This window comes from Sphingomonas sp. Tas61C01, assembly GCF_052567495.1.
In genome coordinates, this window is sequence record NZ_CP199583.1 from 2,356,068 (window position 1) to 2,379,664 (window position 23,597).

At 65.9% G+C, this 23,597-nt stretch carries 19 protein-coding genes and 2 pseudogenes; 14 read left to right on the forward strand and 7 right to left on the reverse strand.

What is annotated here, in order from left to right:
- Positions 1-211 precede the first annotated feature (211 nt).
- From ACT009_RS10940 to ribH, 8 genes are all read left to right on the forward strand, one after another.
- Entirely contained in the window at positions 212-2,548 is a 2,337-nt protein-coding gene (locus ACT009_RS10940) for a TonB-dependent receptor (protein WP_445191118.1), read from the forward strand.
- A gap of 176 nt (positions 2,549-2,724) precedes the next feature.
- On the forward strand, positions 2,725-5,550 hold the full coding sequence (locus tag ACT009_RS10945) for a M16 family metallopeptidase (RefSeq protein WP_445191119.1): 2,826 nt from the start codon (positions 2,725-2,727) through the stop codon (positions 5,548-5,550).
- 25 nt (positions 5,551-5,575) lie between these two features.
- Positions 5,576-5,875, forward strand: coding sequence for a hypothetical protein (locus ACT009_RS10950; RefSeq protein ID WP_445191120.1), 300 nt, complete (start codon positions 5,576-5,578; stop codon positions 5,873-5,875).
- Between the two features lie 274 nt (positions 5,876-6,149).
- Positions 6,150-6,497, forward strand: a complete 348-nt coding sequence (locus tag ACT009_RS10955) for a hypothetical protein (RefSeq protein WP_445191121.1) — start codon at positions 6,150-6,152, stop codon at positions 6,495-6,497.
- Positions 6,485-7,456 (forward strand): bifunctional diaminohydroxyphosphoribosylaminopyrimidine deaminase/5-amino-6-(5-phosphoribosylamino)uracil reductase RibD, encoded by a 972-nt coding sequence (gene ribD, locus ACT009_RS10960; RefSeq protein ID WP_445191122.1) that lies wholly within the window; start codon positions 6,485-6,487, stop codon positions 7,454-7,456. The genes ACT009_RS10955 and ribD overlap by 13 nt, the downstream gene beginning before the upstream one ends.
- Positions 7,456-8,067: a riboflavin synthase gene (locus ACT009_RS10965; protein WP_445191123.1), complete on the forward strand. Its 612-nt coding sequence runs from the start codon at positions 7,456-7,458 to the stop codon at positions 8,065-8,067. Before ribD ends, ACT009_RS10965 begins: the two co-directional genes overlap by 1 nt.
- A complete protein-coding gene (gene ribB / locus ACT009_RS10970) occupies positions 8,051-9,190 on the forward strand; it encodes a 3,4-dihydroxy-2-butanone-4-phosphate synthase (protein WP_445191124.1) in 1,140 nt (379 codons plus the stop codon). The genes ACT009_RS10965 and ribB overlap by 17 nt, the downstream gene beginning before the upstream one ends.
- Before the next feature lie 25 nt (positions 9,191-9,215).
- The gene (gene ribH / locus ACT009_RS10975; protein WP_445191125.1) at positions 9,216-9,638 is read left to right on the forward strand and encodes a 6,7-dimethyl-8-ribityllumazine synthase; all 423 of its coding nucleotides are present in this window, start codon (positions 9,216-9,218) and stop codon (positions 9,636-9,638) included.
- Between the two features lie 86 nt (positions 9,639-9,724).
- Here the strand turns inward: ribH and ACT009_RS10980 are convergent, their stop codons facing one another.
- The 5 genes from ACT009_RS10980 to ACT009_RS11000 form a co-directional block, all read right to left on the reverse strand.
- Entirely contained in the window at positions 9,725-10,651 is a 927-nt protein-coding gene (locus ACT009_RS10980) for a sterol desaturase family protein (RefSeq protein WP_445191126.1), read from the reverse strand.
- Positions 10,652-10,696: 45 nt separating this feature from the next.
- Positions 10,697-11,089: a hypothetical protein gene (locus tag ACT009_RS10985; protein WP_445191127.1), complete on the reverse strand. Its 393-nt coding sequence runs from the start codon at positions 11,087-11,089 to the stop codon at positions 10,697-10,699.
- Positions 11,086-11,520 carry a TIGR01244 family sulfur transferase gene (locus ACT009_RS10990; RefSeq protein ID WP_445191128.1) on the reverse strand — a complete coding sequence of 145 codons (435 nt, stop codon included), beginning with the start codon at positions 11,518-11,520 and terminating at the stop codon, positions 11,086-11,088. Before ACT009_RS10990 ends, ACT009_RS10985 begins: the two co-directional genes overlap by 4 nt.
- A gap of 101 nt (positions 11,521-11,621) precedes the next feature.
- Entirely contained in the window at positions 11,622-13,385 is a 1,764-nt protein-coding gene (recQ, locus tag ACT009_RS10995; protein WP_445191129.1) for a DNA helicase RecQ, read from the reverse strand.
- A gap of 40 nt (positions 13,386-13,425) precedes the next feature.
- Positions 13,426-15,240, reverse strand: a complete 1,815-nt coding sequence (locus ACT009_RS11000) for an ABCB family ABC transporter ATP-binding protein/permease (protein ID WP_445191130.1) — start codon at positions 15,238-15,240, stop codon at positions 13,426-13,428.
- Between the two features lie 112 nt (positions 15,241-15,352).
- Here ACT009_RS11000 and ACT009_RS11005 point away from each other — a divergent pair, with 112 nt between their 5' ends.
- Positions 15,353-15,583: a hypothetical protein gene (locus ACT009_RS11005; protein WP_445191131.1), complete on the forward strand. Its 231-nt coding sequence runs from the start codon at positions 15,353-15,355 to the stop codon at positions 15,581-15,583.
- On the opposite strand, the gene ACT009_RS11010 is transcribed toward ACT009_RS11005, so the two are convergent.
- The gene (locus tag ACT009_RS11010) at positions 15,580-17,040 is read right to left on the reverse strand and encodes a sulfotransferase (protein WP_445191132.1); all 1,461 of its coding nucleotides are present in this window, start codon (positions 17,038-17,040) and stop codon (positions 15,580-15,582) included. The two genes, ACT009_RS11005 and ACT009_RS11010, sit on opposite strands and share 4 nt — an antisense overlap.
- Before the next feature lie 220 nt (positions 17,041-17,260).
- Between ACT009_RS11010 and ACT009_RS11015 the strand changes: the two genes are divergently transcribed.
- From ACT009_RS11015 to ACT009_RS11035, 5 genes and pseudogenes are all read left to right on the forward strand, one after another.
- Positions 17,261-18,487, forward strand: a complete 1,227-nt coding sequence (locus tag ACT009_RS11015; protein ID WP_445191133.1) for an NF038122 family metalloprotease — start codon at positions 17,261-17,263, stop codon at positions 18,485-18,487.
- A gap of 547 nt (positions 18,488-19,034) precedes the next feature.
- Positions 19,035-19,124 carry a PEP-CTERM sorting domain-containing protein gene (locus ACT009_RS11020; RefSeq protein ID WP_445191134.1) on the forward strand — a complete coding sequence of 30 codons (90 nt, stop codon included), beginning with the start codon at positions 19,035-19,037 and terminating at the stop codon, positions 19,122-19,124.
- Positions 19,125-19,344: 220 nt separating this feature from the next.
- On the forward strand, positions 19,345-20,556 hold the full coding sequence (locus ACT009_RS11025; RefSeq protein WP_445191135.1) for an NF038122 family metalloprotease: 1,212 nt from the start codon (positions 19,345-19,347) through the stop codon (positions 20,554-20,556).
- Between the two features lie 191 nt (positions 20,557-20,747).
- Positions 20,748-21,800: pseudogene (locus ACT009_RS11030) on the forward strand (NF038122 family metalloprotease); the annotation flags it as partial.
- A gap of 78 nt (positions 21,801-21,878) precedes the next feature.
- A pseudogene (locus ACT009_RS11035) lies at positions 21,879-21,998 on the forward strand (PEPxxWA-CTERM sorting domain-containing protein); the annotation flags it as partial.
- 651 nt (positions 21,999-22,649) lie between these two features.
- On the opposite strand, the gene ACT009_RS11040 reads toward ACT009_RS11035, so the two are convergent.
- On the reverse strand, positions 22,650-23,594 hold the full coding sequence (locus ACT009_RS11040; protein ID WP_445191136.1) for a phytoene/squalene synthase family protein: 945 nt from the start codon (positions 23,592-23,594) through the stop codon (positions 22,650-22,652).
- Between the last annotated feature and the right edge of the window lie 3 nt (positions 23,595-23,597).

A 23,597-nucleotide genomic window follows, 5' to 3' on the forward strand; every position in this document is an offset into this window, starting at 1 on the left:
CAAATGGTGTTGTATTTGAGCAACACAAGAGGGTGGGGACAAGATGGCGCGAAATCTGCGGCTTGGCGAGGCATCCCTCGGGGGGCAGATCCGGTTTGCCACCGAACCGTCATCGTCACGACGCGGATCCGACGCGGGACTTGCGCAACGCTGCAACATTGGCCGCCTAGCGCAAACCCAAGGAAGCAGTTCAGCTTCGAAGGGGATCACCATGCTTCGCCACCTCGCACCCGGCCTGCTTGCAGGCGCTGCGCTGCTTTGGCCGCTCGCCGCACACGCCGCCGAACCGACCCGCGATGCCGCCGTCGTCGCCACGCCCGGCATGGCACTCGAGCCCGAGATCGAGGCCGACGCGGAGAACGATCGAAGCGACATCATCGTCACCGGTCGCGGCCAATCGCGTCAGGTCCAGGAACTGCGCGCCGCCGACATCGCGATCCTTACTCCCGGCACCAGCCCGCTGAAGGCGATCGAGAAGCTGCCGAGCGTCAACTTCCAGTCTGCCGACGCGTTCGGGGCGTATGAATGGGCGCAGCGGGTGTCCATCCGCGGCTTCAACCAGAACCAGATCGGCTTCACGCTCGATGGGATCCCGCTCGGCGATGGCAGCTACGGCAACACCAACGGGCTGCACATCAGCCGCGCGATCAGTTCGGAGAATATCGGCCGCACGCTGGTCAGCCAGGGCGCAGGATCGGTCGGGACCCAGGCGACCAACAATCTCGGCGGCACGATCGAATTCTTCTCGTCCGATCCCGCCCCGGTGTTCGGGCTGACGCTCAACGGCACCTATGGCAGCGAGAACACGGTCCGCGCATTCGGTCGGCTCGACACCGGCGTGCTCGGCGACAACGGTCCCAGCGCCTATGTCTCCTACGGCTATCTCGACACCGACAAGTGGAAGGGCTTCGGCTCGCAGCGCCAGAGCCAGGTCAACGCCAAGTTCGTCGCGCCGATCGGCCAAGGGCTTCGCCTCGCTGGCACCTTCGACTTCTCCGATCGGCGCGAGAACGACTATCAGGACATGTCGCTGGGGATGATCGGGCGGCTCGGCTATCGCTGGGACAACATATCCAACGATTTCCCGCTTGCGGTGCGGGTCGCCGATGTCGGCGCCAACACCGGCTATACCGGCGCGCCAAAGCTGAACCCCGCCGCGGGAACGACCTATCCAGCGCCGTTCGCCAACGCCGATGACGCCTATTACGACGCCGCGGGCCTGCGCACCGACTATCTCGCCTCGATCGGCGTCGAGACCCAGGCGGGCGCGCCGGTACATGCGATGCTGAAGGGCTATTACCACGACAATCGTGGCCAGGGGATCTGGTACACCCCCTATGTGCCGTCGCCATCGGGGGTGCCGATCTCGATCCGGACCACCGAATACGGCATCCACCGGAAGGGCGCGTTCGCCTCGGTCGGCAGCTCACTGGACGCCTTTGGCGATCTGACCGTCGGCGGCTGGTACGAAGACAACGATTTCCGTCAGGCGCGGCGCTTCTACGGGCTCGACAGCCGCACCGTCCGCACGCGCGACCCGCTCGACTTCCAGCGCGGCGCCTTCGCGACCCAGTGGGATTTCGACTATAACACCGAGACCGTGCAGTATCATGTCGAGGATCGAATCCCGATCGGCGCGTTGACGCTGAACCTCGGCTGGAAGGGCTACGACGTCCGCAACTCGGCCGATCCGATCACTCGCGGCGGGCTCGCGGCGGGCAAGATCAAGGTCACCGACTGGTTCCAGCCGCATGCCGGCGCGACCTATGCGGTCAACGACGATGCCGAGCTGTTCGCGGGCTTCACCCAGGTGACGCGGGCGTTCGTCTCCGCGGCGACCAGCGGCCCGTTCGCGACCACTCAGGCCGGGTTCGACGCCCTGCTGAACGGGGCGACCGAGCTGAAGCCGGAGGAATCGGACACCTACGAACTAGGCGCGCGCGTGAAGGGCAGCGGCTTCAACGCCTCGCTCGCTGCCTATTATGTCGAGTTCCGCAACCGCCTGCTCGGCGTGACGACCAGCGCAGGGATCGTCGGCAATCCCGCGATCCTCCAGAATGTCGGCGGCGTGCGCTCCTATGGCGCCGAAGCGACCGCGGAGTGGAAGGTCGGGCGCGGCTTCGGCCTGTTCGCGTCCTACAGCTACAACGACTCGACCTACCGCAACGACGTCACCACCGCGAGCGGCACGGTGGCGATCAAGGACAAGACCGTGGTCGATGCCCCGCGGAACCTTGCCAAGGGCGAGATCACCTATGACGACACCCGCTTCTTCGCTCGCGCGGGTGCAAACTACATGAGCAAGCGCTTCTTCACCTACACCAACGATCAGTCGGTGCCGGGACGGGTGCTGCTCGATGCGACGCTCGGCACGCGACTGACCTTCGGGGAGCGCAAGGTCGAGCTGCAGCTGAACGCCACCAACCTGCTCGACAAGGATTATGTCGCGACGATCGGGTCGAACGGCTTCGGCAATTCGGGCGACAACCAGACCCTGCTGATCGGTGCGCCGCGGCAGGTGTTCGCGACGCTGAAGACCGCGTTCTGACGCGTTGCGCGGTTCGGAAACTTAGGTCGCGCAGAGACGCGGCGGACGCGTCCTCCGCGTCTCTGCGCGCGATCCTTCTGCAAGGAAGGCGACGGACCACGGCAGGTACTACTACTTATCTTGCCGCGCTCGGGTGCACTGCTATGCTCGACTAAAGCAGTCCTGGAGCGTCGCGAATGAAGCTGAAATCACGTGTGTTGTTGAGTGTTGCACTGGGTGCGCTCGCGTTCCCCGCGGTCGCGCAGACCAAGGCGCGGACGATGGCCGCACCGGTCGCAAGCCTAGTGAAGGCGGTCGATATTCCCTACCAGACCTTCACGCTGGCGAACGGCCTGCGCGTCGTCGTCCATACCGATCGCAAGGCACCGGTTGTGGCGGTCAGCGTCTGGTACGATGTCGGGTCCAAGCACGAGCCGAAGGGCGTCACCGGCTTCGCGCATCTCTTCGAACATCTGATGTTCAACGGCAGCGAAAACGCGCCGGGCGACTTCTTCGAACCGCTTAAGCAGGTCGGTGCCACCGACTTCAACGGCACCACCTATTTCGATCGGACCAACTATTTCGAGACGGTGCCGACCGCGGCGTTGCCCCGCGCGCTGTTCCTCGAAAGCGACCGGATGGGCTATCTGACCGGCGCGATCACCCAAGCGGTGCTCGACGAACAGCGCGGCGTCGTCCAGAACGAAAAGCGCCAGGGCGACAACCAGCCTTACGGGCTGCTCGGCTATCGGATCACCGAGGGGCTGTTCCCGGCCGGCCATCCCTATGCGCACGACACCATCGGATCGATGGAGGATCTCGACGCCGCCACCGTGACCACCGTGAAGGCGTGGTTCCGCGATCATTACGGCCCGAACAACGCGGTGCTGGTGCTCGCCGGCGACATCGACGTTGCGACCGCGAAGCCGATGGTCGAGAAGTATTTCGGCGCGATCAAGGCGGGGCCCAAGTCCGCGCTACCCGCCGCGCCGGTGACCACGCTGGCCGCGCCCGTCGTAGAGACGATCAAGGACCGGGTCGCTGCGGTCGCGCTGACCCGCAATTGGGCGGTGCCGGGGCTCAACGATCCGCAATCGCCGGCGCTCGAGGTCGCGGCGGCGGTGCTCGGCGGGCTGTCTTCGTCGCGTACCAACAACCAGTTGGTGCGCAAGGAGAAGCTCTTCACGCAGATCTCGGTCGACAATTCGGCGTTCGCACAGGTCGGCACCTTCAACATCTTCGGTCTGGTGCGGCCGGGGGTCGATCCGGTGCTCGCGGGCAAGCGGCTCGACGCGGTAATCGCCGACTTCCTCAAGACCGGGCCGACCGCGGACGAGGTATCTCGGGTGGTGACGTCGACGGTGGCGCGACGCATCCGCGGGCTGGAATCGGTCGGCGGGTTCGGCGGCAAGGCGGTCGCATTAGCCGAGGGCGCGCTCTATTCGAACGATCCCGGCTTCTACAAGAAACAGCTCGCGGCGCTCGCGGCGCAGACTCCGGCGAGCGTGAAGGCGGCGGCGAACAAATGGCTGTCGCGCCCGGTGCTCACCGTCAACGTCGTCGAAGGCGCGCGGGATGCCTATGCCGAGGCGCAGGTGCCGCCCGCAGTGACGGTGAAGCCCGCACCCGAAACACCGGTGAAAGGCACGCGCGGCGCGCTGCCCGCGGTCGGCGAGGTCGCCGGGCTGACCTTCCCCGCGGTCAGCCGCACCCGGCTGCCGAACGGGATCGAGCTGGTCTATGCGCAGCGTAGCGCGGTGCCCGTCACTCAGGCGGTGATCAGCTTCGACGCCGGCCGCGCGGCGGATCCGGCGGACCGGCTCGGCACTCAGCAGCTGACCCTCGACATGCTCGACGAGGGCACCAGAACACTCGATTCGATCGCCGTCGCCGAGGCCAAGGAGCGGCTCGGCGCGCAGATCGGCACCGGCGCATCGGCGGATCGCACCACCGTCTCGCTGGTCGTGCCGAGCGCCAACCTGACCCCCGCGCTCGATCTGCTCGCGGACGTCACCCGCGACCCGGCATTCGCTGAGGCCGAGGTGGCGCGGCTCAAGAACCAGCAGCTGGCGCAGATCGCGCAGGAACTCACCGATCCGCAGGGTCTCGCGCAGCGGGTGCTGCCCGGCTATCTCTACGGCGCGACCTCGCCCTATGGCCGTCCCGGTGGCAGCGGCGATCCCAAGGTCGTCGCGTCACTTTCGCGCACCGATCTGATCGCGTTCCAACAGGCCTGGCTGCGGCCCGACAAGGCCAAGATCTTCGTCGTCAGCGATCGGCCGCTGGCCGAGATCAGCGCTGCGATGGCCGCGGGCTTCGGCGACTGGAAGGCGATCGGCACGGGCGGAACCAAGAGCTTCCCGACCTCGCTTCCCGCCCCCGCCGCTGCGAAGATCGTGCTGGTCGACCGGCCCGACAGCCCGCAGTCGCTGATCTCGGTCGCGCTGCCGACCCGCTTGAAGGGCACCGACGAACTGTTGCCGCTGATCGCCGCCAACGATGCGCTCGGCGGCAGCTTCCTCGGCCGGCTGAACATGAACCTGCGCGAAGACAAGCACTGGTCCTACGGGGTGTTCGGCGGCTTCAACCGCAACGAATTCGCCGCGCCCTATTCGGTGTCCGCGCCGGTGCAGGCGGACCAGACCGGTCCGTCGGTCGCGGCGCTGCGCCAGGACGTGACCGACTTCGTCACCACCAAGCCGATGACGCAGGTCGAATTCGACCGGTCGATCAACGGCGCGGTGCGGGCGATGTCGGGGCAGTTCGAGACGTCGGGCGCGGTGCTCACCGCGATGCAGACCAACGACCTGTTCCGCCGGCCCGACGATTACTATGCCACGATCACCGGGCGCTACCGCGCGCTGACCCTGCCGCAGGTGCGCGCCGATATCGCCAGGGCGCTGGATCCGGCGGCGATCACATGGGTTGTAATTGGTGACGCCGGCAAGGTCAGGCCGCAGCTTGACAGGGTCGGCCTCCCGGTCGACGTCGTTCCCGCGGCGTCGGTCACCGGCGCACGATAGATTCAGATTCACCAAGGAGAATATGATGGCCGATGTCGATGGCAGCTGGGATTGCACCGTCAAATCGCCGCTGGGCGACCAGAAGATGACCGTCGTGGTCAAGACCGAGGGCAATAGCTGGAACGGCACCGTCGCCGGCGCGATGGGATCGAGCGATCTAAGCGGCGAGGCCGACGGCAACACCATCAGCTGGAAGCAGCAGATGACCGTGCCGATGCCGATGACGCTCGACTGCAAGGCGACGGCGGAGGGCGACACGCTGACCGGCACCGTCGGCGCCGGCGCGTTCGGCAGCTTCCCGCTGTCGGGCACCCGTACCGCCTGAGCGGGCTCGGTTGCGTTCGAAGGGCCTGCTTCCGGCGACGGCGGCAGGCCTTTTTCGAGTTTCGAACGGATAGTCACGACACCACCCCGGCGGAGGCCGGGGCCCAGGTGGGCGACAGAGGTGGCTTGGGCCAGCGCTCCGTAATCCTGGTCTTTCCGACTGGGCCCCGGCCTGCGCCGGGGTGGTGTTTGGTCATGGCCCGGCGGTGTCCGACGAGGGGAACGTCTGAAGGCGGGGCTGGCTTCAGCGCGTCCACTTACCTATCTTGGCGATCATGCAGTTCTTCGCCCGTCTCTCGCCACTGCGCGCGTACAAGGATCTCCGCTTATTCCTCGCCCAGCGCCAGCCTTACGAGCTCGGCTTTCTGGCGCTGGCGATGGCGGTCACCGGGGTCGTCGTCTGGGCGTTGCTGAAGGACAGCTACCGCGAGCCGGCGTACAAGCCCGAGATCATCTATGTGGAGCAGTGGACGCTGAACCGCACCGATGCCGAGATCCGCGCCGCGCAGATCGTCGACCAGGCGAAGAAGGAAAAGCGGCTCGCGGAAGAAAAGGCGTTCGACGACAAGAAGCGCGCGTCGTTCAAGAAGCTCGACGACCAGATGACGAAATGGGGTCTCTGACCGATCGGCGCTGGATCGGTGCCGCCCTGGCGCTCGCGGAACGCGGTCGCGGACGGACCGTCCCCAATCCCAATGTCGGGTGCATCATCGTCGCGCAGGATCGCGTCGTCGGCCGTGGCTGGACCCAGCCCGGTGGCCGCCCGCATGCCGAGGCGATGGCGCTGGCCGAGGCCGGCACGAAGTCGCGCGGCGCAACTTGCTACGTCACGCTCGAGCCCTGTGCGCACGTCTCGGCCCGCGGCCCCGGCTGTACCGATCTGCTGATCGAGGCCGGCGTCGCGCGGGTGGTCGCGGCGATCGGCGACCCCGATCCGCGCACCGACGGCGCGGGGCTGGACCGGCTGCGCAGCGCGGGCATCGCCACCGCGGTCGAGGTCCGAGCCGACGAGGCGCGACGGTCGATGGCGGGCTTCCTGACCCGCCGCTCGCTCGGGCGTCCCCATGTCACGCTGAAGCTTGCCACCTCGCTCGACGGCCGCATCGCGATGACGGACGGCACCAGCCGCTGGATCACCGGCGCCCCTGCCCGCGCGCACGCGCATCTGGAGCGTAGCCGGCACGACGCGATCCTGATCGGGCGGGGCACGCTCGACGTCGATGCCCCGACTCTCGACGTCCGCCTTGCCGGGCTCGAGATGCGCGCGCTGCGCCGGTTGCTGCTGTCGCGCGGGGAGGCGCCGCCCGGTTGGGAGGTCGTCCCCCACCCCGCGGCGATCGCGGCGTTGGCAGACGTCGATCATTTGCTGGTCGAAGGCGGCGCACAAGCGGCGGCGGCGTTCCTTGCCGCGGACCTGGTCGATCGGCTGCTGCTGTACCGGGCCCCGATTCTGATCGGCAGCGGCAAGCCCGCGCTCGGCGACATCGGGTTGACCGGGCTTGACGCGGCTCACGGCGTCTGGCGGCTGCACGACAGCCGCATGCTTGGCAGTGACCGGCTGGAGGTCTACGAGCGCAGCTGATGTTTACCGGAATCGTCTCTGACATCGGCACGATCGACCGCGTCGAACCGCGCGGCGACACGCGGATCGTCGTCAGCACCGCCTATGATACGACGACGGTCGATCTGGGCGCCTCGATCGCCTGTTCGGGGGTCTGCCTGACCGTCGTCGACAAGGGGCCTAACTGGTTCGCGGTTGATGTGTCGGGCGAGACGATCGACCGCACCGCGCAGGGCCAGTGGATCGCCGGGCGGCGCCTAAACCTCGAACGCGCGATGAAGCTCGGCGACGAGCTCGGCGGGCACATCGTTACCGGGCATGTCGACGGCATCGCCGAGGTCGCGGCGGTCGCGCCCGACGGCGATTCGCTGCGCATCGAGGTGGTGGTGCCGAGCGACATCGCGCCGTTCGTCGCAACCAAGGGATCGATCACGATCGACGGCGTGTCGCTGACCGTCAACAAGGTGCAGGACGATGCCACCGCCAGCCGCTTCGGCGTCAACATAATCCCGCACACCCAGGCGATGACCACGCTCGGCACGCTTGAGCCCGGACAAGCGGTCAACATCGAGATCGACGTGCTGGCTCGCTACCTGCAACGGATGGAGCATTATCGTGCCAAAGCCGGTTGAACTCGCACGCCTGCGTCATGGATTTCTCTCGTCGCCTGAGGAGATCATCGACGAGGCGAAGAACGGGCGGATGTTCATCCTGGTCGACGACGAGGATCGCGAGAACGAGGGCGACCTCGTCATCCCCGCGCAGATGGCGACGCCTGAGAAGATCAACTTCATGGCCAAGCACGGCCGCGGCCTGGTCTGCCTCGCGCTGACCAAGCGCCGGGTAGAGGAGCTCGGGCTCCAGTTGATGAGCCGCAACAACGGCACCCGCTACGAAACCGCCTTCACCACCTCGATCGAGGCGCGCGATGGCGTCACCACCGGGATCTCGGCTGCCGACCGCGCCCGGACGATCGCGGTCGCGATCGATTCGTCTAAGGGCAAGGACGAGATCGTCACCCCCGGCCACGTCTTTCCGCTGGTCGCGCGCGATGGCGGCGTGCTGGTCCGCACCGGGCATACCGAGGCTGCGGTCGACGTGTCGCGCCTTGCCGGGCTCAACCCGTCCGGCGTGATCTGCGAGATCATGAACGAGGATGGGACGATGGCGCGGATGGACGACCTCGTCGCCTTCGCGCAGCACCACAACCTCAAGATCGGCACGATCCGCGACTTGATCGCGTTCCGCCGCCGCTATGATCACCTCGTCGAGAAGCGCGCAGAGGCCAAGTTCGTCAGCCGCTGGGGTGGCGAGTGGACCGCGCTGACCTATTGGAACAAGGCGACCGGCACCGAACAGATCGCGCTGGTGAAGGGCAAGGTCGATCCCGCCAAGCCGACGCTGGTGCGCATGCACGCGCTGTCGACCTTCGCCGACATCTTCGGCGAGGACAGCGCGCGCGGCAATCTGCTCCACCGTTCAATGGAGATCATCGGCGCCGAGGGCGCGGGGGTCGTTGTAGTGATCAACCGCCCGCGCACCGACCAGTTCACCGTTGCGCTGCAGGCGAAGGCCGGGACGTTGCCCGCCGCGGACATGGAAGAGCTGCGCGATTATGGCGTCGGTGCGATGATCCTCACCGAACTCGGCGTCGAGGAGATGGTGTTGTTGACCAACACCCACCACACGCTGGTCGGCCTCGACGGCTATGGGCTGTCGATCGTCGGCGAACGCGCGATCGACGTCGCGGACTGACCCGTACATCCGAACGGAATAGCACATGGCCAGAATACTGATCGTCGAGGCGCGCTTCTACGACCATCTGAACGACCTGCTGCTCGCCGGCGCGCGCGCCGCGATCGAGCGCGGGGGGCACCAGCACGAGACGATCACGGTGCCGGGTGCGCTCGAGGTGCCTGGCGCGATCGCGCTGGCGGCGGAGGGCGGCGACTATGACGCGTTCGTCGCGCTGGGCGTGGTGATCCGCGGCGAGACCTATCATTTCGAAGTCGTCGCGGGCGAGAGCGCGCGTGGCATCATGGCATTGACGATGGACGGGCTGTGCATCGGCAACGGCATCTTGACGACGGAGAACGAGGCGCAGGCGCTGACCCGGGCACGCCCGACCGAGCTCGACAAGGGCGGCGGCGCGGCCGAGGCGGCACTGGCGATGCTGGCGCTGCGCGAACGGTTCGCGGGGTAGGACGCCAAGTCCCACCCAACTCTCGTCACCCCGGGCTCGACCCGGAAACCCGCTACAACTGGGGTCCCAAAAACCGGGACCCTGGGTCAAGCCCAAGGTGACGGCCGATTCGGCTCTCCCTTTCGCCTCGCTTCAACTTCTTCCCAGCGCGCGCGGATCGTCTCGCTGGTCTCGCGGCTGCCGTCATGGCTCCAGCCGGGTGGGCGCCAGACATAGCTGAGCTTGGCGCGCCACGGCGCCTGCCATACATCGCGTGCGATGCCGATCCATTCGTGGCATGCCGCCCACCATAGGCTGAACGAACCGAGGTTTCTGACTAGGCCGTAGCGTGGTCGATCGTCGTCGCGTTCGCCGACGAAGGTGCCGAACATCCGGTCCCAGACGATGAATACCCCTGCATAGTTGCGGTCGAGATAGCGCGCGTTGGTCGCATGGTGGACGCGGTGGTGCGACGGCGTGTTCATCACCGCTTCGAACCAGCGCGGCAGGCGGCCAATCGCCTCGGTATGGATCCAGAATTGGTAGATCAGGTTCAGCGCCGCGACGAAGAACACCATCGCGGGCGGAAAGCCGATCAGGAACAGCGGCAGCCGGAACAGGAAGGCAAGGCTGAAGAAGCCGGTCCAGGTCTGCCGCAGCGCGGTCGACAGGTTATAATGCTGGCTCGAATGGTGGATGACGTGGCTCGCCCAGAACCAGCGCACACGGTGCGCGGAACGGTGGAAGGCGTAATAGGCCAGATCGTCGAGCACGAAGCAGAGCGCAAACCAATACCAGGCATAGTCGATGTCGAAAAGGCGGAACCCCCACACCCAGGTGGCGAGCGCGAGCACTGCGCCGGCGGAGAGCACGCCGGCGACGGTGCTGCCAAGCCCGAGCGCCAGGCTGGTCAGGGTATCGCGCGGTTCGTAGCGGTCGCGATGGCGCAGCCGCGCGAACAGCATCTCGGCGAGCACCAGCAGCACGAACGCCGGAATGGCATAGTCGATCGGGTTGGGCAGGACCAACGGCATCCCTCCGACGCACACGATCGGTTGCCGCGCGGCGTCGGTAGTCGCTTACACCCGTGTCAGTTGCGGCGCCAGCCGGCGGATATCGAGCGCGTTCACCCCGGTGAGCGCAACCGAGCCGAACCGCCTCTCGCCTGTCTCGACGACGATCCCGCCGGGGGTCGAGCGCAGTGCGTTCCAGGTAACCTCGCGCACCGCGATCCGCGCGCCGTGACGCTTCATCACCGCGACCCGCCCGTCGTCAGTGACCGCCAAGGCGCCGCTGCCGTCCGCCCCGACCGCCGCGCCGATCGTCACGAATCCCGGCAGCGACTGATCCGCCGCGTCGGCCGCGTCCTCGGCACTCGCTATCCGTTCGACGCGGCCCAGCTTAAGCACCCAGCAGAGGCCGGCGAGCACCAGGATCGCGGCGAGCGAGCCGCCGAGCACCGGCCAGTTCATCGTCCGCCCGACAGCGCATCCAGCGTCGGGCGGATAGCGCCCAAATCGTAGCCCGCGCCCTCCGCCTGCGCGACGAGCACGTGCGGCGCGCGACCTGCCTTGGCCGCGGCGAGCGCCCACAGGTTGCACGATCGTGTTCCCGAGCGGCAATAGGCGAGCACCGGCCCCTCCACCGCCGCCAGCGCCGCCGCCATGGCGTCGAGCTGGGGGTGTGAGAAACCGGCATGGGTCACGGGAATCGAGGTGTAGGCGAGCCCCGCATCCTCCGCGGCCATGCGGATCGCGTCGCCCGACGGCTGCCCGGCCTCTTCGTCGTCTGGCCGGTTATTGACGATCGCGACGAAGCCCGCCGCCTTGATCGCGGCGATGTCCTCGGGAGCGATCTGCGGCGCGACCGAGACATGATCGTTGAGCGTACGGATATCGAGCATCCCGGCGCTATAGCGTCATCGGCCTGCAAGCGGGAGGGTGAACCGTGGCAAAATCGCGTTTGTTCGGTGGCTAGAGAGAGGTATTTTCGGGTCCTATCCCATCAACCCCGGATCACCGCCAGAAACGCGTCGCCATAAGCCTCCAGCTTGCGTGCGCCGATCCCCGAAAGGTGCATCAACTCCGCGCGGCTCGCCGGCCGCCGCGCCGCCATGTCGCGCAGCACCGAATCGTGGAAGATCACATAGGGCGGCACCCCGGCATCCTTGGCGAGATCGCGGCGGCATGCGCGCAGGGCCTCGAACAGCGGGCTGTCGGCGGGATCACCCGCGATCGCGGCATCGCGCTTACGCGACCGCGCGCGCTTGGGCGGAACCACCAGCGTCACCCGCGCATCCTCCTTCAGGATCGGCCGCGCACCGGGCCCGAATTCCAGCCCGCCATGCGCGTTGGTGCGCAGCGCATCGCGCAGCAGCAGCGCGCGCGCGACCGGCTTGATCAGCGCCGCCTCTTCGCCCTCGACGATACCCCAGACCGACAGCGCCTCGTGGCCGCGATCGACGCTGCGGTCGGTGGCTTGGCCGCACAGCACCTGCTCGACATAGCCGACCCCGAACATTTGCCCGGTGCGGAACACCGCGCTCAGGAACTTCTTGGCGGTCTCGGTCGCGTCGATCGCTTCGGTGGTGCCGAGGCAATTGTCGCAATTGCCGCAATCGTCGACGCGGTCCTCGCCAAAATGCTTGAGCAGGATGCGACGGCGGCAGCCCGCGGTCTCGACCAGCGCGCCGAGCGCCGCGAGACGTGTGCGTTCGCCGGGCTGGCGTTCGGGCTCGACTTCGCCGATCCGCTGGCGAGCGCGCGCGAAATCCTCCGCGCCCCAGAACAGATGCGCGATCGCAGGATCGCCGTCGCGACCGGCGCGGCCGGTTTCCTGATAATAGGCCTCGATCGACTTCGGCAGCCCGGCATGCGCGACGAAGCGGACGTCGGGCTTGTCGATCCCCATCCCGAACGCGACGGTGGCGCAGATGACCATGTCTTCGCTGGCGACGAAATCGGCCTGGTTCTTCTGGCGGATGCGCGCGTCGAGCCCGGCATGATAGGCACGCGTCGGGCGGCCGGTGCGCGCGAGCGCCTCCGCGAGCTTCTCGGTCGCGGCCCGGGTCTGCGCATAGACGATGCCGGGGCCCGGGGTCGCGGCGATGACGTCGGCGATCTGTTTGGACGTATTAGCGCGGGGGCTGATCGCGTAGCGGATGTTGGGCCGGTCGAAACCGCTGACGATCATGCCCTCGACCGGGATGCCGAGCTGCTTGCAGATGTCGGCGCGGGTGTGCGCGTCGGCGGTGGCAGTCAGCGCGAGCCGCGGGACGTCCGGAAACGCGTCGAGCAACGGTTCGAGCAGACGATAATCGGGGCGGAAGTCGTGGCCCCATTCGCTAACGCAGTGGGCCTCGTCGATCGCGAACAGCGATAGCGGCGCCTGGCCGAGCATGTCGCGGAAATGACCGGTCGAGGCGCGCTCGGGGGCGATGTAGAGCAGGTCGAGCGCGCCGTCGCGGAAACGCGCGATCGTCTCGGCGCGGTTCTCGTCGACACTGGTGAGCGTGGCGGCGCGGATGCCGACCGCCTCCGCGGCGCGAAGCTGGTCGTGCATCAGCGCGATGAGTGGCGAGACGACGACGCAGGTCCCCTCCAGCATTACCGCGGGCAACTGGTAGCAGAGCGACTTGCCCGCCCCGGTCGGCATTACCGCCAGCGTCCGCTTCGCCGCGAGCACGCGGTCGACAACATCGGCCTGCACGCCCCGAAAGGCAGGAAAGCCGAAGACGCGCTGCAGGGTCGGAAGGGGGTCGGCAATCATCGGCGGCGCTGTAGCGGGCGGGGGACACAGGGTCGAGCGATCACTCCGCGGCGAGCGCCTCTTGCCGCTCCTGCGCCTGGCGTGCCCACATCTCTGCATAGATGCCGCCACGGCGGAGCAGCTCGGCATGGGTGCCGCGCTCGGCGACGCGGCCGGCGTCGAGCACGACGATCTGGTCGGCATGGACCACCGTCGACAGGCGGTGCGCGATGACGATCGTGGTGCGGCCGCGCTCGATGGCCTCCAGGGTGGCGAGGATGTCGGCCTCGGTGCGGCTGTCGAGCGCGCTGGTCGCCTCATCGAGGATCAGGATCGGCGGGTTCTTGAGCAGCGTCCGCGCGATCGCGACGCGCTGCTTCTCGCCGCCCGACAGTTTCAGCCCGCGCTCGCCGACGCGGGTGCCGTAGCCGTCGGTCTGGCGCTCGATGAAGTCGGCGATCGCGGCACCACGCGCGGCGCCGGCGATCTCGTCGGTCCCGGCGCCTTCGCGGCCATAGGCGATGTTGTAGCCGATCGTGTCGTTGAACAGCACGGTGTCCTGCGGGACGATGCCGATCGCCCGACGCAAGGATGCCTGCGTCACCTGCGCGATGTCCTGACCGTCGATGGTGATCCGGCCGCCGGTGAGGTCGTAGAAGCGGAACAGCAGCCGTGCGAGCGTCGACTTGCCCGCGCCAGACCGGCCGACCACCGCGAGCGTGCTGCCCGCCGGCACGTCGAGGTCCAGTCCATGAAGGATATCGCGTCCCGCCTCATAGCCGAACCGAACGCCTTCGAAGCGGACATGCCCACGCCCGATCGAAAGCGTCGCAGCGCCAAGCGCATCGACGATGGTCGCGGGCGTATCCACCAGCTCGAACATCGCGCCCATGTCGATCACCCCCTGGCGGATCGTGCGATAGACCATGCCGAGCAGGTCGAGCGGGCGGAACAGCTGCGCCAGCAGCGTCGACACGAACACGACGTTGCCCGCGGTGAAGCGGCCCTGGCTCCAGCCCCAGACGATATAGGCCATACCGGCGCCGAGCATCAGGTTGGTGATTACCGCCTGCCCGACGTTGAGCCACGCCAGGGAATTCTCCGACCGCACTGCCGCGCGCGCATAGGCGTCGACCGCGCGATCGTAGCGCCGCGCTTCGCGCTCCTCGGCACCGAAATATTTCACCGTCTCGAAATTCAGCAGCGAATCCACCGCATGCGCGACCGCACCGGTGTCCAGATCGTTCATCTGGGTGCGCAGCGCCGCGCGCCAATCGGTGACGACACGGGTGAACCAAATATAGGCGACCACCATGATCAGGGTCGCGGCGACCAGCGGCCACCCGAACTTGGTCCAGAATAGACCTATCACCAGCGCCAGCTCGAGCACGGTCGGCGCGATGTTAAACAGCAGGAAATACAGCATCGTGTCGATGCTCTTGGTGCCGCGCTCGATGACCTTGGTCACCGCGCCCGTACGCCGCGACAGGTGGAAGTCGAGGCTCAACGCATGAAGATGCCGGAACACCTGCGCCGCGAGACGGCGGGTCGCATCCTGCCCGACGCGTTCGAACACGGTGTTACGCAGATTGTCGAACAAGGTGGTGCCGAAGCGCGCCGCAGCATAGCCGAGCACCAACATCACGATCAGCGTCGTCGCCGAACGGTCCCCCGCTCCCATGCCGTCGACCGCGCCCTGCAACGCGAACGGCGCGCCATAGACCTGGACCAGTTTCGACATGACGACGAGCGTCATTGCGCCGACGATGCGCACCTTCAGCCCGGTCTCGCCCGCGGGCCAGAGATAGGGCAGGAAACGGCGCAGCGTCGGCAGCAGCGGCTGTTCGCTCGAAGGGGCAAGGCTTTGCGGGGGCATCGGTCGTGCCGATGTAGGACGCGTGCCCCCGAATCGCAAAGCACCTCGACCGGAACATTGCGCAGGACCGGTCATTGATGCCGGGACCCGTGTGCTGCGAGTGGAGGATCCGATGGAACCGCTGATCTACGTGATGGCGATCATGGGCTGCGGCGACGGCAACGTCCAATGCACCGAAGCGCGGATTGTGCCGGTCCGCTACGAAAGCATGGCGGCGTGCCGCGCGGCGCTGCCCGACCAGATCGCGCGTAACACCGACGTGCCGTACCCGATGATCGGTGCCGCCTGCCGCGGGCAGGGCATGATGGTGGCGAAGGCCGAGGCGAAGCCGCCGCACGGCTAACCGCGGGTATAGGCCTGTTCGAACGGCTGCAGGAACGCGCGATAGGGCTCGGCGACACCGACGCCGTCGCGGTTGATCGGCCGGCGCACCTGCAGGCTGCTCGCGGTCGCGACCGCGCGATTGGTTTCGTAGAAGCGGTAAACGCCGGGTTCCTCCGCCAAACCGCAATGCGCGAGCAGCCGCGCGATCCAGGCGTCGGGTCTGGTCACGAAGTCGGTGAACGGCACCACGAGCAGCCGATCGCCCAACCGCTCCTGCCAATAGGCCAGCAACGCGTCCTCCAGCCGGAAGTGATGCGCGATGTCTTCGAGATCGTAGCTCCACGCGACGCCGTGGATGAAGAAGGTGCGGAAACACGCCCAGGCGCTGTCCAGCGGATCGCGACGCATCCAGATCAGCGGCGCATCGGGGAGCGCCGCCGCGATCAGCCCGAGAAAGCGGCTGTTGTCGATGGTCTTGTCGACGATCCGCCCGCCGCCGCCGAACCGCTCGGTGAGCAGGTGCAGATACAGATCGCCCAGCGTCGCCAGCGATCCGCCGCCGGCGATGCGACGCTCGATCGCGTCGCCGGACACGCCGCCGGCTTCGACCGCTAGATGATGCGCGAGGCTGATTTCGCCACCGTCCGCGACCTCGCTGTGGCTGGTCAGGATCTGTTCGACCAGGGTGGTGCCCGATCGCGGCAGGCCGGTGACGAAGATCGGCCGATCGGTCCCGTGTGTCGCCGCGCGACGATGACGGTCGAAGAAGCCCGCGTCGAAGCCGGTCATAGCGCGCTCGGCGGCGGCCTCGTTGCCTTGGCGGCTATACGGTATCTCCGCCCGGAGCAGCGATGCGCCGCGTGAATAAGCGGCGCAGGCGGCTTGATGGTCCTTGCGATCGGCGTGGAGCTTGCCGAGCGCGTAGCAATAGCGCGCGAATTCTGCCGGTGGCTGGCGTTCGGCGATCGAGGCATCCGCAAGCAGGCGGTTGCCGATCGGATCCTTGGCGAGGTTAAAGGCCGATGCGAGGGTCAGCCAGGCGGGGCCCCAGCCCGGGCGTTCGCGCAGCGCCAAATCGAGCTGCTCGCGGCCCTCCTCGACCATTCCCAGCGTCATGGCGGTGTTGCCGCGCAGGTAGGCATGGCCCCCGCGATCGGGGACGGTGTCGGGCAGCGTCGAGATCAGCGCGTGCGCCTCGCGAATCCGGCCAGTCTGCGTGAGCAGCACGACCTTCGACAGCCGCGCCGCTGGCGTATCGCCGGCCGCCGCGACGAACGCATCGATCGCGTCATGCGCCAGCGCCACCTCGCCGCTGATGCGCATCAGCTCGGCGATCCGTCGCCATTCGCCGCCGATCGGCGCGCGCATCGCGATCAGTCGACGCACCGCCTCCCGCGTACCCGCACGGTCGCGAGTCGCGGTCGCCTGCTTCAGGGCGGCGACGGTCGCGGTAAGGGCTGAGGGCGATGAGGTCACGCTCGATCCTATCCCGCAAATGACGGTTCGTCACGGTGCCCGGTGACGATAACAGATGAAACCGGTGTTGCTGCAGAGCAACAGAGATCGCGCAATAACCCGACGGTGCCATTATGGTTCACGATCATGGTTACCGTCCGATTGACAGTTAACAAACTGACAACGCATGTGTGGACTGCAAGCGACCGGCAGCAAATGTGCGGTCCGACAACAGGGGTCCATGATGAAGCTGAAGCAACTTCTCTGCTGCGGTGCGGCAATCGCACTCTCCGCGACCAACGCGAATGCAGCGGTGATCAACCTGATCGACATCGGCGGCGTGAACGGCTCGCCGGCCGAAAACGGGTTCAAGATCGCCGCGCTGTATTGGGGATCGGTCCTCACCAATGACGTCACGATCAACCTCGGAGTCGGCTTCAGTTCCCTGGCGCCAAACGTCCTCGGCTCGACCGGCAGCAGCCGCGCCGACTATTCGGTATCGAACTGGGAGCGCCAGATCGGCCTGACGAAGAGTGGTTCGCTGCTCGATCGGACCGCGATCCTGCCCAAGCTCGGCGGCGATCGCGGCGCGACTTTCATCACCAACGGCGTCGATGCGGACGGCAACGACGATACGAGCGTGAAGGCGGTCGTTCTCGGCGACACAACGAGTAGCCAGATTCTGTACGCCAATACGTCGGTCCTGAAAGCGATCGGCGCGCGCAACTCCAACAACCCTGCGATCGACGGCAACGTCACCTTCAGCAGTGATTTCGCGTTCGATTTCAATCCATCCGACGGGGTCGATCGCAATTCGTTCGACTTCATCGGTGTCGCGATTCATGAAATCGGCCATGCGCTCGGGTTCGTCTCGGGCGTCGATATCATCGATTATTATGGAGGCCCGAACGGACCGAAGGCCGGCACGCTCGGCTACAGCCTGAACGATACGTCGATCTACAGCGCGCTCGACATGTTCCGCTACAGCAAGGATCCGTCGAACCTCGTCTTCGGCAACAAGCCGGTGCTCGATCTGTCGGTGGGGACCGACAGCTACTTTTCGATCGACGGCGGCAAGACCGCGCTGTTCGGCAATACCTACTCGACCGGGGCCTTCAATGGTGACGAGAGCCAGGCGTCGCACTGGCGCGACGCGATGGGCACGACGTACGAGCAGGTCTGCACCAAGCAGCTGGGGATCATGGATCCGACTTTCTGCCGCGGGCAGCGTGGCGAAGTGACGGCGCTAGATCTCGCCGCCTACGACGCGATGGGCTGGAACATCAGCTTCGACGTGCTGCAGAACCCCGGCTACCTGGCGACGACGTCAAGCATCTACAGCCAGTTCCTGTCGGCGGTGCCCGAGCCGACGACTTGGGCGATGATGCTGACTGGTTTTGCGATGGTCGGCGGCGCGCTGCGTGGTGGCCGTTCGCGGACGAAGGTCAAGGTTAGCTTCGCAGGCTGATGGTTTAGTTGCGACAAGAACAGCGCCGCCGGTCCGCAAGGATCGGCGGCGTTGTCGTGTCCGAAGCACAAGACGAGTTAAACTTGTGACTGATAGTATCCTTTTCAATTCCATATCTTCGTTGGACGAGTATACATCATTCGTGTCGGGCATGAGATAGTCGTAACCGGGGGCGGGATGTGGCGATCCATAAAGATCGGCAATACGCTCGTCTTCTCCTCGGGTCTTGATTTACTCGACGAATATTGCTGATTCAATGGACCGGAGGCGGGCACGCTCGGCTACAGCTTGAACTACTCGGCGATCTACGGTGCGCTGGACATGTTCCGCTACAGCAAGGATCGGACCGATCCGGTTCCCGGCACCGATCCGGTGTTCGATTTATCGGCCGGGGGCGGAGAGCTATTACTCGGTCGACGGCGGTAAGACACGCTGATCGGCAACAGCGTCTCGACCGGCGATTATCACGGCGACAGTGGCCAGAAGTCGCCTCGGCGCGACGCGTCGGCGGCGAACGCTGCACCACGGAATTGCGGAATGCCAGTTCATGACGGCAGTGCCTGAACCGACGACGTGGCCGAGGATGCTGACCGGCATCGCGATGGTCGGCGGCGCGCTCTTCCAACGCCGTACGTGAATCAAAATAAAGGTTAAGCTTCGCAGGCCGACCATCTACTCGCGATAAGTACAGACGCCGTCAACCCAAAGGGGTCGGCTGCGTATTAGTATCTAGCACGACGCGAACTACTGCAAACGCGTGTTTAAACAGTCGATATCCTGTTGACTCCGATGAGTGCTCAAGTGAATATCCATTAATCATGCAGGGGGCATGATCACTGATAATCGGGGGTCGGTCGATGAAAAAAAGATACTATATTTACTGTCTACTTGCGGCGTGCAGCGCCAGCTCTGTGGCGCATGCCGCGAAGCTCAACCTGATCGACGAGGGCGGCGTGGCCGGTTCGCCGGCCGAACACGGCTTCAAGATGGCCGCACTCTACTGGGAATCGGTGCTGACCAACGACGCAGAGATCAATATCGCTATCGGCTTCCAGCCGTTGTCGGACAGGGTCATCGGTTCGACCGGCTCCAGCCGCGCCGACTATTTGGTGGCCGATTGGGAACGACAGATCGGCCTGACCAAGAGCGATTCACGGCTGGACCGGACTGCGATCCTGCCGAAGCTCAACGAGGCTGGCGGTGCGACCTTCATCACCAACGGTATCGACGCCGAAGGCGCGGACGACGCGACCAAGCGGTCGGTGGTCCTCGGCGACACCGTCAGCAGCCAGCTCCTCTACACCAATACGTCGCTCCTGAAGGCGATGGGCGCGATCAAGACCAACACCGCGCTCGATGCGAGGGTCTATTTCAGCACCAAGTTGAAGTTCGATTTCAATCCGACCGACGGCATCGATGAGGATGCTTACGATTTCATCAGCGTCGCCCTTCACGAGATCGGTCATGCGCTCGGTTTCGCTTCAGGCGTCGATCTCCTCGATATCTATAGCTATCCAGACGGTCCCGGTGCCGGCAGGTTCGGATCCAGCCTTCAAGAAACCGGAATTTTCAGCCCGCTCGACATGTTCCGCTACAGCAAGGATCCGACGAACCTGGTATCCGGCACCAAGGCAGTCCTGGACCTGTCCGTCGGCACGGAGTCCTATTTTTCGATCGATGGCGGGCAGACCGCGCTGTCCGACAATTTCTTCTCGACCGGCGCTTATAACGGCGACAGTCGCCAGGCGTCGCACTGGCGTGATACATATGGCGACAAGCGTTGCGTCGAGCAGTTGGGGATCATGGATCCGACCTCGTGTCGCGCACAGATTGGTGAGGTCAACGCGCTCGACCTCGCGTCGTTCGACGCGATGGGCTGGAACATCAGCTTCGACGTGCTGGACAACCCCGGCTATCTTGTGAACACCGCGGATATCTACCGCCAGTTCCTGTCGGCGGTGCCCGAACCGACGACCTGGGCGATGATGCTCACCGGCTTTGCGATGGTCGGCGGCGCGCTGCGCGGCGGCCGTCCGCGAACCAAGGTCAAGGTTAGCTTTGCAGGCTGATCGTATAGTTGCGACAAGTACAAACATCGCCGGTCCGAGAGGCCGGCGATGTTACGTATTCGGCGACGAAATGACGAACCTCTTAAAACGACACTTCTAATTGAATAATATCCTGTTGACTCCTGTCGTTATTTCAACGGAATATTCATTATCCGCTGTCGGTGGATGGGGCATTCAATCTGGGGTGGACAATGAAATTCAAGCATTATCTCTGCTGCATATCGGCAGCTTGCGTCACCAGCACGGGCGCCAGTGCCGCGGTCATCAACCTGGTCGATCAGGGGGGCGTCAGAGGCTCGCCTGCCGAGCGTGGATTCGAGACCGCGGCGCGGTATTGGGAATCGGTGCTGACCAACGATGTGACAATCAACATCGGAATAAGCTACGCGAAGCTGAAGTTCGGGCGGCTCGGCGGCACCGACGCCATCCAGACCGCGTACAGCGTCGGCGACTGGGAACAGCGGATCGCGCAGACCCGCAGCGATTCACTGCTCGACCAGATGGCGGTGTTGCCGGCCCTGAACGCACAGGGCGGGGCGACCTTCGTCACCAATGGGACCAACGCGGACGGCTATGACGACAGCACGATCCTGAGGGTCGTCGATGGGGACGCGGTCAGCAGCAAGAAGCTCTTTGCGAACACGTCGGTGCTGAAGGCGATCGGCGCGCTCACCGCCGACGACCCGACCTATGGAAATCTGGACGGCAGCATCATCTTCACCAATGATCTGTTCGACACCACCGGCCTCGATTTCGATTTCGATCCGAGCGACGGCCTGGGATCGAATTCGTTCGACTTCATCGCCATGGCCATCCACGAACTCGGCCACGCGCTCGGCTTCATCTCGGGTGTCGATGCGCTCGACGAACATGCTGATCCGTATGGCCAGACAGCGGGCACCGGGGCCGGCTCGCTCGTCGATACGCCGCTCTTCACCCCGCTCGATATGTTCCGCTACAGCGACGATCCCAAGAACATGATCGACGGCGACGCACCCGTGCTCGACCTGTCGATCGGCACGAAAAGCTACTTCTCGATCGATGGCGGCAAGCGCGCCCTTTTCGACAATGCCTTCTCGACCGGCGGCTATAATGGCGACGGCTACCAGGCCTCGCACTGGCGCGACAATATCGGCAGTACCTATGACGCGCTCTGCAACACGGACTTGGGTTTGATCGACCCGTTGATTTGCCCCGGCCAGCTCGGCGAGGTCACCGCGCTCGATCTCGCCGCGTTCGACGCGATCGGCTGGAACCTCAACGTCGATGTGCTGAAGAACCCCGGCTATCGGATGTCTACCGCGGAGATCTACCGCCGGTTCACGCCCGCGGTTCCCGAGCCTGCGACCTGGGCGATGATGCTCGCCGGCTTCGCCATGGTGGGCGGCATGTTGCGCGCGCGGCGTTCCGGAACCGGTTTTGGGATTGCCTCCGCGGGATGAGGTTTGGGGTTCACGCGGAGGCGATCAGGAGAAAGCAGCGGGATCGGGACCGCGCTGAGCGCCGCCCGGCGGCGCAGGCAACCGATCTCCTCCCCTCTTCTTCTCCGCGCCTCCGCGTGAACAACTCTTTTGGACGCTGGCGCAAAGCGAGGTCGTCTCGCGGACGTATTTCCATTGAGGGAGCGCGGGCTTGGCCGGCGAAGGCAATGGCTGGCGATGATGCTCCTCACCTAATCGACGATCGAAGTCGCGCTGCCGCCGCGGCGGGTCAGGAGCGGCGTCGGGGTTCTGCCCGCCGAGCGAAGGTTTTGGTTCACGCGGAGACGCGGAAAAGCGGAGAAGAAGCGGCGCGTCATCATGTGGGTCGGCATCTTGCTGGACAGCCGCCGCAGTGAAGATCGTTTGCGTGCTCCTGCGTAGCAGGGTCCAGGGTGGCCGAGCGTGGCGTGCGTGGCTCTGGGCTCCTGCGTTTGCAGGAGCACGGGCATGGTGGTGGTTGCTTGCGGAAGAATGGTCGGCCGCGCGTAGTGCCTTCATCAATGGATCGATCGCGACGAACGACCCTGCAACGCGGCTGTCATCTTAATCCCTCTGCGTTCTCCGCGTCTCTGCGCGAACACCCCGTTTCGGCGATTTCCCCAAACGACGCCTTTACCGAGGCCGCGTCCACAATCCCGGCGAGCGCGGCTCGACCGGCGCCAGCGAGCGTCGGCGTGCGGCGAGCCAGGCGCGGACGATGAAGGCCAGCTTCTCGCCCTTCGACGTGGTGACGCGGTTGTCCCAGGCGAGATCGCCCGCGGCGGCGACCTTGTGCGCAATCGCCCCGTAGATCTCCGCGGCCGACAGCACCGCCCACGCCGAGCGGAACGACAGGGCGCGCGTCCCCTGGCGCGCGCTCGCCTCGAACGAAGCGGCGCGGTCGGCCAGCCGGCGAGCGAGCGTCGCCACCCGCGGGCGGTAGACGGGTTTCATCTGCTCGCCGGGCGGGATGTCCATCTCGGCGAGCCATTCGCTCGGCAGATAGCAGCGCCCCGCACGCGAATCCTCGTCGATGTCGCGGGCGATATTCGCGAGCTGGAACGCCATGCCGAGGTCGCACGCGCGGTCGAGCGTCGCGTCGTCGTCGGGCGACACCCCCATCACCACCGCCATCATGCAGCCGACCACCCCCGCGACATGATAGCAATACCGGTACAGATCGTCCTCGGTGCGCGGCTGCCATTCTTCGGCATCGAGCTGGAACCCGGCGATCAGGTCATGAGCCAGCCGCCGCGGCATGCCGGTTTCGGCGGCGACGATCCGCAGGGCATCGAACGCGGGCTCACCGATCACCTCGCCATCCAGCGCGGCATCGGTGAGCACTGCCATCGCCGCGGTGCGCGCCGGGGCGTCGTCGACCGCATGCATGGTGTGGCCGTGATCCTGGCCATCTGCGATGTCGTCACAGGCACGGCACCACGCATAGAGCAGCCACGCCCGCTCGCGGGTCGCGCGGTCGAACAACAGGCTGGCGGTCGCGAAGCTCTTGGACCCCTTCGCGATCGATTCACGCGCGGTCGCGACGATCGCGTCGCGCGACGGCAATGCCTCGTTCACCGA

Coding starts and splice junctions, on each gene's coding strand:
- ACT009_RS10940 (WP_445191118.1), top strand. CDS start 212: ATGCTTCGCCACCTCGCACCCGGCCTGCTTGCAGGCGCTGCGCTGCTT.
- ACT009_RS10945 (WP_445191119.1), top strand. CDS start 2,725: ATGAAGCTGAAATCACGTGTGTTGTTGAGTGTTGCACTGGGTGCGCTC.
- ACT009_RS10950 (WP_445191120.1), top strand. CDS start 5,576: ATGGCCGATGTCGATGGCAGCTGGGATTGCACCGTCAAATCGCCGCTG.
- ACT009_RS10955 (WP_445191121.1), top strand. CDS start 6,150: ATGCAGTTCTTCGCCCGTCTCTCGCCACTGCGCGCGTACAAGGATCTC.
- ribD (WP_445191122.1), top strand. CDS start 6,485: ATGGGGTCTCTGACCGATCGGCGCTGGATCGGTGCCGCCCTGGCGCTC.
- ACT009_RS10965 (WP_445191123.1), top strand. CDS start 7,456: ATGTTTACCGGAATCGTCTCTGACATCGGCACGATCGACCGCGTCGAA.
- ribH (WP_445191125.1), top strand. CDS start 9,216: ATGGCCAGAATACTGATCGTCGAGGCGCGCTTCTACGACCATCTGAAC.
- ACT009_RS10980 (WP_445191126.1), bottom strand. CDS start 10,651: ATGCCGTTGGTCCTGCCCAACCCGATCGACTATGCCATTCCGGCGTTC.
- ACT009_RS10985 (WP_445191127.1), bottom strand. CDS start 11,089: ATGAACTGGCCGGTGCTCGGCGGCTCGCTCGCCGCGATCCTGGTGCTC.
- ACT009_RS10990 (WP_445191128.1), bottom strand. CDS start 11,520: ATGCTCGATATCCGTACGCTCAACGATCATGTCTCGGTCGCGCCGCAG.
- recQ (WP_445191129.1), bottom strand. CDS start 13,385: ATGATTGCCGACCCCCTTCCGACCCTGCAGCGCGTCTTCGGCTTTCCT.
- ACT009_RS11000 (WP_445191130.1), bottom strand. CDS start 15,240: ATGCCCCCGCAAAGCCTTGCCCCTTCGAGCGAACAGCCGCTGCTGCCG.
- ACT009_RS11005 (WP_445191131.1), top strand. CDS start 15,353: ATGGAACCGCTGATCTACGTGATGGCGATCATGGGCTGCGGCGACGGC.
- ACT009_RS11015 (WP_445191133.1), top strand. CDS start 17,261: ATGATGAAGCTGAAGCAACTTCTCTGCTGCGGTGCGGCAATCGCACTC.
- ACT009_RS11020 (WP_445191134.1), top strand. CDS start 19,035: ATGACGGCAGTGCCTGAACCGACGACGTGGCCGAGGATGCTGACCGGC.
- ACT009_RS11025 (WP_445191135.1), top strand. CDS start 19,345: ATGAAAAAAAGATACTATATTTACTGTCTACTTGCGGCGTGCAGCGCC.